Here is a 12,704-nt window from a genome sequence, read left to right as displayed (position 1 = left end):
AGCGACTTATTGAACTCACAAGCAGTTATATCTAATGGCTACGAACAATAGTCAACCAAGGTATGTGACTGCCATGAGCTAGCGCTAACCTGGTGATTATTGAGCTTGAATTGGCTCAACATAGGCTTTGGTTCCCCAAAGTGGCACTGTCGAAAGACTATGCTTAAAACTTCCTGATGTTTCTTTAGTAGAATAAGAAACATACATCAGGGTTTGATTTTCAGCATCGAAGATCCTTCTAATCTTCATTGATTTGAAAAAAATACTTTTTGATTTTTTAAATACCACTTCACCTGATTTACTCTTATCTATTTGTGCAATCATATCCGCAGTGATCTCACCAGTTTGTCTGCAAGAGATGGAGCTATCACTTGGGTCTGAAAAACTCAGGTTGGCTTCGATTGAGGCGATATGACAGGTTACACCAGAGACAATTTCATCTTTTAAAATATTTAGTTTTATATCTTGCGTAGTAAACATTCCCAGTGAAACATCACCAACTTCGTTATCAGAGCACGCTGTAACAAGTGTAGCTAAACATATCGCGGTAAGAATTTTTTTCATCAGTAAACCTTATAAAATTGGACAGTAATTATCGTCAAAAGAGCTTGCCTATATCTTCGCACCGCCCCATTACACTTACTTAAGGGCTTCATAAGGTCGAGCTCTTGGCTAACAAGGTTGCTAACCTACAGGCTATTTGTTCGCATAATAACGAGCCTTTATCTGTTAAATGTAATCTCGTTAAAATGCGCTTTGAGCACAACGAGTTAAACCTGCTGTTACCGAACCAAAATGATCACCCACCACGACTTTAGCATCAGGATACACACTCGCAATTCTATCGTATATCGCTGGGCTTCGGGCTGTCCCGCCTGTGACATACACGATATCAGGAGTGGTTGGCATGTCGCAATCTTGTTGTTCCGCTTTAGTGATAGCCGTTTGCATTGCTTGTTTCATTAACGCCTCAACTTTAGCGAGAGGATCATTGATGGCTTGCGCAAACTGCGCTGCACTTAGAGGGACAAACAAGCCTTTTTCAATAAAATCCAATGGACATTGAATCGTGTCATGATCAGACAAACTGATCTTCGCCGCTTCAGCTTGACGGACAACTTGATAGCTCATTTGATTTTTTTGTACTTTTTGTAAACGAACTAATTGCTCAGGTTGCTGAGCTTCCTTAATTAACTGCTCAACTAATTTGCGCGACTGTAAACTAACAAAATCACGTTGAGCACTGATGTCATTTACCGCAACCGAGTTCCAAAAAGGCGTTCTTGGCATAGGTTTACCGTTAATCATTAAGGTATCAGCACCAAAACTTGGCATTAAGCCTGTCATTGCTAGTGCGATATCTAAATCATTACCGCCGATACGTTGGCCTGAATGGCCAAAGCAGTCCGACGTTCGGTCTTGTTGATGAATATGTGACGGGCCCATTTTTACCACAGAGCAATCAGTGGTACCACCGCCAACGTCAACGACAAGCACGGTATTGTCATCGTTAAGATTTGACTCAAAATCCATCCCCGCCGCTAAGGGCTCAAATAAAAACGTTACATCAGTAAAGCCCGAACGCGTCGCCGCTAGACGTAAAATAGCTTCGGCCTGCAGATTACTTTCTTCGCCACCAATGCCTTGGAAATTAACTGGTCGGCCGATCACCGCATGGCTCGCTGATGTCAGTGATTTGGCATTTAATGCCTTATCGGCTAGGGATTTAACGTGCTGCATCATCAAGGTGACAATGTCTTCAAATAAGGCAATTTGCTCAACACGCAGGCCATTAGCACCTAAAAAAGATTTTGGTGAACGCACATAAAAACCTTCTTCAGGCATCTCCAAATAGGCATCTATTGCAGCTTGTCCAACAAACACGGCTTGCTCGTTTGGTGACAGATCTAGCTCATGGCGCATTTGTTTCGCCCGCATCAATTGCGAACTGCGTAAATGAGAATACTGCGCTTTTAAATGTTCAGGTAAGCCCCAATATACAGCTTCGGCTATTAGCTCGCGGTCCATCGCATATAATGTTGACGGCATGAAATCTGAGTCCGCTGATAATGGCAATAACGCCACTGCATTATCAATCATTACCCCAATCGCGCAGTTAGCACTGCCATAATCGAATCCAACAAACATCGGCCTACCTTTAGTCATTCAAATAAAAAAAGCGCTCAAAATAGCATAATAATCGGCTTTGCTAAACCATTTATGCGGTTTTGTACCAAGGAAAAGCTCAGCCCATCAATAAATCTGTCATAAAACCTCATAAACTAAGTGCCACAGAGTATTTCTCCATTAATACTTTTAGTTAGATAGTGATAATTCAATATGTCGCATATCAATCTTCTAACAGGTCTCATTGCATCTTCGGCTTAAAAATCGCTCAATTGACTAAGAGTTATCCTGGTTATCCTTTAATGCCTGAGTGTTGCAAGAAGCCTACGATAAACATGGTCCATTAACTGAACGTGTACGGTTGTTAGGTATTTTTCGAGTAGCATGGAGAGTTTTTAACGTTTGCATCGCCTCTGTACGGCGCGCAATTTTATTATCCAGCAATGGCGAAAATACAAGATAAGGTGATTCATCTACAAGAAAAGCTTGATGTGATTTATCTAGCGTTAATCAAGGAATGGGTTCGCTGTAATGTATTTTTAGTCAATCAGTGACAACTTAGTGAGCTTCGATGATAACGGCGCTCTGCCACAAAAAAGCCCATCGGCAATGATGGGCTTTAACTGTTTAGTTCACTCTGTAGTTTAACGGTTAACCTTTACTGTTTACTTTTTCTTGGGATTTACGCTGAGCTTCTTTGTGCTGACGGCGTGCATCAATGACTTGCTTTACATCACTGCCAATATGAACTTCGCCACGTTGTTTGGCTAATTGAACTTGACGCTCACGCTCAATAAATCTCTGACGCTGCTCAGCGGGTACCTTATCGATGCAATGCGGACAACTCACGCCTTGAACATAAGCATCAGTTTGCTTTTCGGCTTCAGTTATCGGCATACGACAAGCATTACACTGATCGTATTGACCTTTTTCAAGACTGTGATTCACCGCCACGCGGTTATCAAATACAAAACACTCACCTTCCCATAGGCTTTGTTCTTGCTCGACTTCTTCAAGATATTTTAAAATGCCACCTTCAAGGTGATACACCTCATCAAAGCCCTGCTCTTTTAAATAAGCCGTCGATTTTTCACAACGAATACCACCGGTACAGAACATCGCCACTTTTTTATGCTTAGCAGGATCGAGGTTTTGTTTAACGTACTCAGGAAACTCACGAAACGTCTCGGTAACAGGATTGACGGCATTTTTAAATGTGCCTATCTTCACTTCGTAATCATTACGAGTATCAACCAGCACCACATCAGGATCTGAAATCAGGGCATTCCAGTCTTTCGGCTTAACATAGGTACCTACCACTTTACGCGGGTCGATACCTTCAACGCCCATAGTGACGATTTCTTTTTTAAGCTTTACTTTGGTGCGGTAAAATGGCATTTCATCGTCAAAAGACCACTTGGTGACAATGTTATCAAGACCTGGTTGTGTGTCTAACCAAGTCAATAAATCTTCAATCGCAGCTTGGGTTCCAGCAACGGTGCCATTGATCCCTTCTTGGGCCAGTAACAAGGTTCCTTTGATATCATGTTGTTCCATCACAGTCAGCAATGGCTGACGAATAGCTTCAAAATGAGGTAAGGCAACAAATTTATATAATGCGCACACCGCAACTTTAGAGCTGGGTTGCAATGTCTCTGGCTGAGAGTGTTGAGTAAGGTGTTGATGAGTGTCTTGCATAACAGTGGCGTCTCCGCTAGCTGGAACTTAATTTCCAGTGCATATAATAAGGTCCGCACACAGTGTGCAGACTCAAAAAAACGGCCGAAAGTATACCTAAATCACACTAAAAAAAATACTAAAACAATTCCAACCACGGTTTTCACTGTGATTTGCATTTTATTTTGGGATTTTTATCTCTAAAGCGTTACTCTATTAGTAAGACTTAATTTTATATGACATCTAATGAATTGTGCCATTTTATATAGCTTTCGTCGCTGCCCATATGCAATGCGCGCCCGTATGGGGATACATTTAAGCCAGCTAAACCCACTAGTACGTGAAATTGAACTTAAACATAAACCTAGGGAGATGTTAGCGATATCAGCCAAAGGTACTGTGCCCGTATTAGTCACACAGGACAACCAAGTGATCAGTGAAAGCATTGATATCATGCGCTATGCATTAACTGAGTATCCTGATATTGCAACCCATCACTTAACACCTGGCGAGTATCAATCGCTATTGTCATGGTTAGATAAGCCCACAACGACAAGGCTCATAAATGCTAACGATTGTGACTTTAAGCCTTGGCTAGATAAATACAAGTATGCAGACAGGTACCCTGAATACAGTCAACTATACTACCGACAACACGCTGAGCAGTTTATTCAGTTACTGGAAAATCAGTTACAAAAACACCTGTATTTGTGTACCGACACGCCTACTTTAGCCGATTTTGCTATTTTCCCCTTTATTAGGCAATTTGCTAATGTTGAACCTGCATGGTTTAACGGCATGCCCTACCCTAAAGTCCATACTTGGTTGGCCACGCTAGTCAATAGCCGATTATTTATTCTGGCGATGTACAAATATCCATTGTGGTTACCACAACAAAATAAGATCCAGTTCAAACATTCAACGAATGATGATGGACGCGTCATACCTTAGTGCAAAAATTAAAAAATTATGAATATTTAATGGTTTACAGGCTATGAATTGGTTTATTTTTCAAGTAAATTAAATAACATAAACAATGAATAGCAGTTAAAGAAAATGGATTTTTATTCTTTTGACTACAGATTTCAATTGTAAACTTATACTTAACTAAGTCATTGCTGGAACGCAAAGGAACATGACATGGATAATATGGACATTACGTTAGTCTTAATGCTTATTGCATTATTGATTTTACATATTCACTTTTGCTATCGAGCCTTAACGTCGAAAGCACATATCAAAAATGCCCAACGGATTGTGTGGTCTTCACTCAGTTTGTTAATGGGGCCGTTAGGTTATTATGTTTATCAGAACATGATCCCACTTGAGTTCTACGAATAGCCATTGACATAAATGCTTTTATTAGCTGATTGAATCGCCAAAAACGAGCCTCATTTTATATTTGTTAAAGTAAGGCTCATATCTTGTATTGGCTTAGCTTATAAATAGCGAGCGAATTGCTGACCTTCTTTTAGTGGTTTTATTGGCGCAGTTACCGCAGGTGTTCCCACATATAAAAAACCGACAATTTGGTCTTGCTTAGACAAGCCTAATTGTTGGTGTACATTAGCGTCAAAAGCAAAATCACCAGTGCGCCATACGGCACCGAGTCCAATGGCAAAAGCGGCTTGTTGCATTGCCATTGTGGCGCAACCAGCTGCAATTTGCTGTTCCAAAATGGGGACTTTATCGTGTACTTGTGTTTTTGCAACCACAGTAATGACCATGGGGGCGCGATAAGGCATATTGGCCACTTTGGTGAGAAATGCTTCATCGGCTCCCGTTATTTTAGCGGCGTCAACGAAAATGTCTGCCAATTTAGCTAAACCATCATCAATTGCGATAATAAATTCCCATGGGTTCAATGCTCCATGATCAGGCACTCTTGCAGCTGCATTGAGCAATAATGTAAGTTGCTCAGCATTTGGTGCTGGGGCAATTAGGCGTGGTGTAGACTGGCGAGTCAGGAGTAGTTGTGTTGCGTCCAAGATACGCTCCTTTGGAATGAATTCAGGTACCGATATTAACAAATATCCCACCTATTGGGTGGGATATATTCAAAACAGGGTTGATCTTTTTGGACTCAATTAAAACAGATCCTAGTTAGGCATTTTTTAAAAAACGCTGAGCGATAACATAATCAACACTGGTGTAGCGCCCACCCCCTAGTACAAAGAGAGCAAACAACATGATGAGATAGGTCATAGCAAACTCAATACCATTATTAAGGATAACCAAGTTACCTGAGCTGGTAAGCCATTCATAGTTACCATGCTGTTGTAAAATAGACTTGGCCGCAGCCAACTTTTCCGTTGATGCTAATACTTGCTCATTTGCTAACCACGAACTGGGATCGGCAATGGCTAACCAACCATTAGGTAAGTGCACCGCAAAAGCGGCTACGCACATGGTCATCATCATAGGCATTGCAACCATGCGAGTAGCAAGTCCGATTAGCAGTAAAAAACCACCAAACAATTCTGTACCTGCTGCCATTACTACCATGACTTCAGGCATAGGCAAACCCAATCCCCAATCTGGATTACCAAACCAAGCGGCGGAGTCTTCAAAATGTGATAATTTGTTATAACCGGCTTGCATTAACACAGGTGCTAAATAAATTCTCAACGCTAATGGCGCAAAACCTTGAATGTGTTTAATGACATTTAAAAACTGTTGATATAACCCGCTAAGCATTTGCATAATCATCCCTACTGATCTCGTTATTACTTCAAGAGACCCGCGAAGAATAGAAAAGATTTCAGCTGAGGCTATGATACTCATTAGATGCTTGTTTATTTGTCTAAATGAAGCTCAGTTAAATCATCCACTAACTCTGTTAGTTTTTTATCGAAATGCTTACGTTGTTTTGGACTAAAAGTGCGATTTAAAGTAATCAACATTGAACCGAATTTTCGGGTATTTTCAGTTACATTATCTCGATAGACTTGAGATTTTAGCTCGTCAGGTGAAACCATCAATAACGTCATTTGTTGAGTAAAATATTCTGTTTGCTGGCGGCGTTTCAGTGCTTGTTCAAATTGGCTCAACCACTCATGGCGATACTCTAACCACATATCTAATGTTGCTAATCGTTCAGTATTGGCTTGGTGAATAATACCTTTTTGCTCATCTGTCACATTCCCTGTCCATTCAGATAATTGCTTCGCGATTCTTTTGTCTGAGTCGGTTATCAATTCGGCTTGATCTTTACCTGCATATTCTTCAATTAACTCTCGCTGTTCTTTTTTCAGCTGCACTAAAATCTGCTCCACTTGTTCATCGCTTAGACTCGCAATAAGAGGTAACAGATCTGGCATAACAAAATCGAAAATACGATACCAATGAGCTTTTGCCATTGAGACTTGTTCAAGCCATAACTCTGGCGTCATGGTCTGCTGATTGGTTAAGCTTGATAATAATGACAGTTGATCACGATAACGTGGCAACTCTTGCTGGCGATGCCAGACGAGAAAAGACTCAACAATGAGATCAAATTTGTCTTGTTGCTCTGAGGTTAAGTCTACGTATTCTTCAACTTCCCACTCAATCGCCCAATCCAAAAAGAAGTAACTTACTTTAGTTGAGCAGCCAACAAAAAATAAACTGCTTAACAGCAGGATAATTAATTTTTTAGACACAAATGATTCCCTTTGCAAAACTTATCTTATTTGTACGTTATCAGGGCATATTAGCAAGTCATTAATGTAAAATATTTTGTAAAGTAATGTATGTATTTTGTGGATTTTTGTGGTTCTTTGGCGGCCATTAATAATGCCCACATCGCTGAAAATAGCCAAAAACAATTGATGGCTGCTGGTAATGCCGCTTTAGCTGCAGCAACATCTGTAAGATTAGAGGTTTGGCAATACTGCAAGATAACGCTATCAACTAATTGATTTACTTGCCTTGATGATAACTCATGTGTGGCGATCACACTGGCTAAATCAAATAACGGATGACTGGCCACCGCGTATTCATAATCAATGCATAATAAGCGCTGCGATTGATGACCGCTGAGCAGTAAATTATGCGGGGTCAAATCTCGATGACAAAAAGCAGGCAGCAACACACAAGCCTCCAGCTGCGATAACCACTGTCGAACAAGGCCATTTAAGCGCAATAATTGCTGCCAAGCGTGTTGCCACTGCAAATTGGTTTGAGATGCACTTAATGAGTCTAATTGATGTGCGTATTGTTGCCACTGAGTGCTCACAGTCATACTTTTATTCGGTATGGGTAATCCACTGAGCGTTCGAAATAATTCGCTTAATAAAGGCACCGCATCCACTGCTGTAATCTGCGTCTTTGTTGCTTGTCGAATCGATGCCTGACCACGCATTGTAAACAAGATCGACCAATCCATGTTTTGCTGATCAATAAACTCACTTAAATATATTTGATTATTATCACTGACCCAAATCAGGGCCGGTGCAATGTTAGCTGCCATCGCGACTTGCCAACAAGCCACTTCAAGCTTTCTATCACACCAATTACTGTGAGCTTGATTGACTCTTAATACCTTATCGCCATCGTTACAACAGAGCTTAATATTAATATTGCTCATGCCTATATTAAAAACCATTACCGCCGTACATTGTGCAGCAAGTTGCTGAAACAATGGGACTGGCATCGTTTGCTCAATCATATCAAGTATCTCATTAGGCAGAGATAACAAGGCTTGTGGCATCTGATATTTACTCTATTAAAAAGGGAAAGTGGTTGGCTATGCGCCAACCACGCCTTGGATGATATTCTGTTGCTGTATTATATTGTGACGATATTTCTTGCGCCACATGATGTAGCCACCCAAGGCCATCGCGACATATAAAACAAACAGCCCAGAGGTCAACATCAAGCCTTTTTGGAAGTACAAATAGATAGACACAAAATCAATGACTACCCAATAAAGCCAGTTCTCCAACACTTTTTTGGCGACTAAGTAGGTTGTTACTACCGCAAAACACGTGGTTGCCGCGTCAACATAGGGAAATGCTGCCGAGGTATAATTGGCCATAACATACCCCACCAGCATAGAAACCAATGATGTTACGCCAATCACAACGGCATGAGCACTCCAAGACCAACTGGTTATATTCAGCTGGTGAGTATCTATGGTGTGATGAGTATTATTATGTGAATCAATATTGTGGGAATTTCTATGCTGCAAGTTTGGTACATGTAACCACAACCAATAACCGTATACCGCCATCCCCATGTAATAGATATTGAGCACCGATTCCATCAACAAGGAAACATTCCAAAATAATACCGTGTAAATCGCAGTGCTAACGAATGCGGCAGACCAGCACCAAATATTGGTCTTCATCGCCAGAATTAAGTAAGCCAAGGCTAACATAACCGCAATCGCCTCCCAAAACGTCATTAATGACGCCTCACTCAAGGCTTGTTGCAGCGTTAACAATAAATCATTCATGAATGTTATTCGCTATGTGCAAGGTCAAGTTCACCACCGATAAATTTACACACAAACACAGCCTTGCCCCATTTCTGATGAGCCGCTTGCATTTCAATGGCTAGCATCGACATTACATCCGCATACTCGCCACACACCTGTGTTGCCATCGCATTAGTGACTCGTTCAATATTGCTATAACTATCTAGTCTGCCGATAAACCACTTAATCGGATCAAGATAATTTTCATTCAACGGATACATGCTGATTTCTGCTGTTAATTTCATGTTAATTCCTTAATTAACACCGCTGTAAATTAAGTTACAGCGGTCTTGTTTAATTACATAAATTGGACTTCTAAGGTCACACCTAACTGGCGAGGGTCACCGTAACGAATATATTGTTTATCTACCCAGCCCTGATCTGGCTCGTTGCCAAAGAAAAAACCACGCACGCCATACTGTTCATCAAACACATTACGGCCCCATAAATAAGCCGACCAAGTTGGCGTTTCATAACCTACACGGGCATTATAAATGGTATAAGCATCTGACTTGGACTCGTTGCTGTCTGAGTAATAAAACTGACTTTTACCACTGGCATTCACGTTGGCAAACCAACCAGAGTCAGCAACATAGGTCATACCGGCACTGTAGGTAACGTTAGGTGAATGAGCCAGTTCACGGCCAGACAAATCGACAGTTGAGCCATATTTATCGCTGTATTGATATCGGCCATATTCGGTTTCTAACCAACCAAAGCTGCCATAAAACTCAATATTCTCGGTTAAATACCATTTAGCATCGAGTTCTGCACCATAGTTATTCGAGCTACCAGCATTTTCAGTAAATAGAATAAACCGTTGGGGGCTATCAGGATCTTGTAACGACGCGGCGACTTGTTGATCTTGGCGATCCATATAAAATAGCGCAAATGTAGAATCGACTTCACCGTCAAACCAGCTCGATTTCAAGCCCAATTCATAGTTATATAGGATCTCAGTATCGAACTCTTTTTTGTCTGATAATTGAGCTGGTAATGTCATATTAAAACCACCCGCTTTATAACCGCGGGCAATACGTACATAGGCATTGTGGTCAGCATTAATGGCTTTTGATAACGCAATATGCCCGCCCCACATATCTTCTGATGGGGCGAAATTATCTTCATTACTGTCACTATAATCACTGTCACGACGTTCAAGTCGTAGTCCTGTAGACAATAAATATTCATCACCTAAATGGCTGTCTAATTGAGCAAATACCGCATAATTGGTCGCATCGTAACTGGACTGCAGCACTTCATCTGGATAAGTGTTGTACTCTGAATACAAGTCATTATCTTCTTGTAAATTCATCGCATACACGCCAACTAACCAGTCGGTGCTGCCTGCAAAAATACGCCCAGCCGTCTTTGACGATAGACGAAATTCTTGGGTAAAGGTTTTACGGTCGCCCTTTTTATCCCAGGTATAATCGTAAACACAAGGTTCGCTGCCATTAACGGCACCAAAGTCATCATAAGCTGCACATTGTTTGCTTGCCCAATATTCTGGATTAGCCCAATCGCCATCATAACCATTATGGTGGTCGGTTTGCGCAAACGAGGTTAACGACGTGAAATCAAATGTTGGTATACCAGAATAAATAAATTTAATCCCAGCACCGGAGGTTTTTTGCGTATCGACGCCAGGTTGGTCAGTTAGGGTGTTGCTGGGATTATTGTCTAATGTCCACACATCGTAGCCATTATCAAAGTTTGCATGTAACAAGGTTAAATCAACTTGCAAATCGTCAGTCGCATACCAACGTAACTTCGCTCTGGCAGTCAACTCGTCACGCTCATTGGTATCGTCGCGATTAAGATAAAGGTTGTCACGATAACCATTTTGGTTATGTTGCTCTAACGATACCCGGTAGAGTAGTTTGCCTGAGTCATTGAGCGGGCCGGAGCTGAATCCTGACAGAGTGCGCAGGTTATCGTCACCTAAGCTGACTTTTGCGCCATGCTCAAACGACTCTGTAGGGTCGTTACTTTTTAGGTAAATTAATCCGGCTAATGCGTTGGCACCATACTGAGTCCCCTGCGGACCACGCAACACTTCAACCTGTTGCATGTCGTACATACTCGATACCATGCCAAGGCCTGATAAATCGATGTCGTCGACCACAAAACCAACTGATGAGTTAGGTGCACCTTGATATTGCTCTTGCTCACCAACACCTCGAATTTGGAAGTATTTAGGTCGAGAGCTACCACCAGACCAATTAAAGTTAGCAATCGAATTGAGCACATCTTCAAAATGCTGTGCGCCTTCATCTTCTAATTGTTGCGCATCAATAACGGTGACACTGGAGGGCATTTTTTCAAGGCTGATATTACTAAAATCAGCATTAACGACAATGACTTCCATTTTTTCATATTCAGGTGTTACGCGTTCAACATCAGCGGTTTTAGCCATAGCAATAGGTGAGCTTATGGCTGTAATCACCGCTAAGGCAATGGGGGTGTGGTGTAATCTAATAGAATTTTTCGTGAACATAGGACCTCAAATAGTAATTTTGAGATCCGGCAAGAGTAGCGAATAAGAGGTGCACCGAGTTATAGTGTGGCCCATTCCTACGCCGGTATAAGCCGGATCAGGTTCTAAGGGTTCGTCATACAGACATCTCAGTTCAGGTTTTACTGAACACCCCTTGGCGGTCTCGATTATAAACTAACTTCAATATGAATACACGAGCAGTGACACAATTTGATAACTCAACAATGCAATTAATTAACCCTCACACTAAATCACATCGATTATTGTCATAAATAAGCTTAAAGCTAATGATAATGGAGTCTAATTGGAGAATGCTTGCCTCACATAGACCTCAAATCGGGTGACTTGCGAATTGGGCGCAACCGCACCGACTTGTAACTGCTGCTTGCCATGTAACTTAACTGATTTCCAGCTGCTTGCTTCATCTTCAACCGTAAATCCACTCGCATCGAACCAAGTGAATTTGTATTGAATACGCAAATCAGTACTCGATTGGCTTTGAATTAATGCTGACGCTTTGATTAAGTCCGCGACCATAAGTGATGAAACATCGGTCACGTTAACGTCACGAGCAAATGAGGTATTATCAACCCTAAGTTGGCCACTAGAATTAGCAGAGATACCCGCAGTATTATGCGCACAAGCCGAAAGTAACAGCGCAGAAGCGATAAGACATAATAATGATGTTTTCATACAATATTCCCTTAATAAATAGATGCAATTGAACTTGTCTCTAACACAGCAGCACATCATGACTAATCCAGTAGAAAATGTGCTCGTGCTGTCGCAATCAGCTGCTTGCGGTTGGTTTGCCAACAGTTCATGCTGACGTTTGCGACTCTACGACCTTGGCGAGTAATTTTGCATTCAGCAAAGGTGTCTTGATGCAAACCTGCGCGTAAATAATCAATTGAAAAATCGACAATCTTAGGCACTTTCTTA

General features: G+C 41.4%; 14 protein-coding genes and 1 riboswitch. Of the genes, 2 read left to right on the top strand and 12 right to left on the bottom strand.

All coding sequences use genetic code 11. From position 1 onward, the window contains the following. Positions 1-96 precede the first annotated feature (96 nt). The 3 genes from H5185_RS11365 to H5185_RS11355 all read right to left on the bottom strand — a co-directional run bounded on the left by H5185_RS11365 (position 97) and on the right by H5185_RS11355 (position 3,825). Positions 97-564 (bottom strand): CreA family protein, encoded by a 468-nt coding sequence (locus H5185_RS11365; RefSeq protein ID WP_124015757.1) that lies wholly within the window; start codon positions 562-564, stop codon positions 97-99. Positions 565-744: 180 nt separating this feature from the next. Next, positions 745-2,148: a molecular chaperone gene (gene yegD, locus H5185_RS11360; protein ID WP_182742126.1), complete on the bottom strand. Its 1,404-nt coding sequence runs from the start codon at positions 2,146-2,148 to the stop codon at positions 745-747. Positions 2,149-2,778: 630 nt separating this feature from the next. Then, complete coding sequence (locus H5185_RS11355; RefSeq protein WP_165870067.1) at positions 2,779-3,825, bottom strand: rhodanese-related sulfurtransferase; 1,047 nt, start codon at positions 3,823-3,825, stop codon at positions 2,779-2,781. 225 nt (positions 3,826-4,050) lie between these two features. On the opposite strand from H5185_RS11355, the gene H5185_RS11350 reads away from it, so the two are divergent. Both H5185_RS11350 and H5185_RS11345 read left to right on the top strand, forming a co-directional pair. Beyond that, positions 4,051-4,755 (top strand): glutathione S-transferase, encoded by a 705-nt coding sequence (locus H5185_RS11350; protein WP_124015755.1) that lies wholly within the window; start codon positions 4,051-4,053, stop codon positions 4,753-4,755. A 189-nt stretch (positions 4,756-4,944) separates the two neighbouring features. Then, entirely contained in the window at positions 4,945-5,145 is a 201-nt protein-coding gene (locus H5185_RS11345; protein WP_124015754.1) for a hypothetical protein, read from the top strand. Between the two features lie 98 nt (positions 5,146-5,243). Here H5185_RS11345 and H5185_RS11340 read toward each other — a convergent pair whose 3' ends face one another. The 9 genes from H5185_RS11340 to H5185_RS11300 all read right to left on the bottom strand — a co-directional run. Beyond that, positions 5,244-5,792, bottom strand: a complete 549-nt coding sequence (locus H5185_RS11340) for an NAD(P)H nitroreductase (RefSeq protein WP_182742125.1) — start codon at positions 5,790-5,792, stop codon at positions 5,244-5,246. 115 nt (positions 5,793-5,907) lie between these two features. Next, positions 5,908-6,507: a DoxX family protein gene (locus tag H5185_RS11335; RefSeq protein ID WP_182742124.1), complete on the bottom strand. Its 600-nt coding sequence runs from the start codon at positions 6,505-6,507 to the stop codon at positions 5,908-5,910. Between the two features lie 92 nt (positions 6,508-6,599). Further along, entirely contained in the window at positions 6,600-7,445 is an 846-nt protein-coding gene (locus H5185_RS11330) for a DUF6279 family lipoprotein (RefSeq protein ID WP_182696930.1), read from the bottom strand. A 50-nt stretch (positions 7,446-7,495) separates the two neighbouring features. Continuing rightward, entirely contained in the window at positions 7,496-8,452 is a 957-nt protein-coding gene (locus H5185_RS11325; protein WP_182742123.1) for a phosphotransferase, read from the bottom strand. Between the two features lie 78 nt (positions 8,453-8,530). After that, positions 8,531-9,241: a nicotinamide riboside transporter PnuC gene (pnuC, locus tag H5185_RS11320; RefSeq protein WP_182742122.1), complete on the bottom strand. Its 711-nt coding sequence runs from the start codon at positions 9,239-9,241 to the stop codon at positions 8,531-8,533. A 5-nt stretch (positions 9,242-9,246) separates the two neighbouring features. Beyond that, complete coding sequence (locus tag H5185_RS11315) at positions 9,247-9,507, bottom strand: YkoF family thiamine/hydroxymethylpyrimidine-binding protein (protein ID WP_124015748.1); 261 nt, start codon at positions 9,505-9,507, stop codon at positions 9,247-9,249. Positions 9,508-9,560: 53 nt separating this feature from the next. After that, positions 9,561-11,762: a TonB-dependent receptor gene (locus tag H5185_RS11310; protein ID WP_182742121.1), complete on the bottom strand. Its 2,202-nt coding sequence runs from the start codon at positions 11,760-11,762 to the stop codon at positions 9,561-9,563. Positions 11,763-11,819: 57 nt separating this feature from the next. Beyond that, positions 11,820-11,927, bottom strand: a riboswitch (TPP riboswitch). Positions 11,928-12,062: 135 nt separating this feature from the next. Continuing rightward, positions 12,063-12,455 (bottom strand): YcfL family protein, encoded by a 393-nt coding sequence (locus H5185_RS11305; protein ID WP_124015746.1) that lies wholly within the window; start codon positions 12,453-12,455, stop codon positions 12,063-12,065. A gap of 62 nt (positions 12,456-12,517) precedes the next feature. Further along, on the bottom strand, positions 12,518-12,704 hold a 187-nt coding region (locus H5185_RS11300), incomplete at its 5' end, for a PaaI family thioesterase (RefSeq protein ID WP_182742120.1).

Origin of the sequence: Shewanella sp. SG44-6 (genome assembly GCF_014164185.1) — a bacterium.
Taxonomy (GTDB): Bacteria; Pseudomonadota; Gammaproteobacteria; order Enterobacterales; family Shewanellaceae; genus Shewanella; species Shewanella vesiculosa.
Note: the sequence above shows the minus strand (reverse complement) of the source record. Positions and strands in the feature narration are given on the sequence as shown.

What these genes read in the sequence shown, in the direction of transcription:
- H5185_RS11355 (WP_165870067.1), bottom strand. Translation starts at nt 3,825, where the DNA reads ATGCAAGACACTCATCAACACCTTACTCAACACTCTCAGCCAGAGACA.
- H5185_RS11305 (WP_124015746.1), bottom strand. Translation starts at nt 12,455, where the DNA reads ATGAAAACATCATTATTATGTCTTATCGCTTCTGCGCTGTTACTTTCG.
- H5185_RS11335 (WP_182742124.1), bottom strand. Translation starts at nt 6,507, where the DNA reads ATGCAAATGCTTAGCGGGTTATATCAACAGTTTTTAAATGTCATTAAA.
- pnuC (WP_182742122.1), bottom strand. Translation starts at nt 9,241, where the DNA reads ATGAATGATTTATTGTTAACGCTGCAACAAGCCTTGAGTGAGGCGTCA.
- yegD (WP_182742126.1), bottom strand. Translation starts at nt 2,148, where the DNA reads ATGTTTGTTGGATTCGATTATGGCAGTGCTAACTGCGCGATTGGGGTA.
- H5185_RS11310 (WP_182742121.1), bottom strand. Translation starts at nt 11,762, where the DNA reads ATGTTCACGAAAAATTCTATTAGATTACACCACACCCCCATTGCCTTA.
- H5185_RS11325 (WP_182742123.1), bottom strand. Translation starts at nt 8,452, where the DNA reads ATGATTGAGCAAACGATGCCAGTCCCATTGTTTCAGCAACTTGCTGCA.
- H5185_RS11345 (WP_124015754.1), top strand. Translation starts at nt 4,945, where the DNA reads ATGGATAATATGGACATTACGTTAGTCTTAATGCTTATTGCATTATTG.
- H5185_RS11315 (WP_124015748.1), bottom strand. Translation starts at nt 9,507, where the DNA reads ATGAAATTAACAGCAGAAATCAGCATGTATCCGTTGAATGAAAATTAT.
- H5185_RS11365 (WP_124015757.1), bottom strand. Translation starts at nt 564, where the DNA reads ATGAAAAAAATTCTTACCGCGATATGTTTAGCTACACTTGTTACAGCG.
- H5185_RS11350 (WP_124015755.1), top strand. Translation starts at nt 4,051, where the DNA reads ATGAATTGTGCCATTTTATATAGCTTTCGTCGCTGCCCATATGCAATG.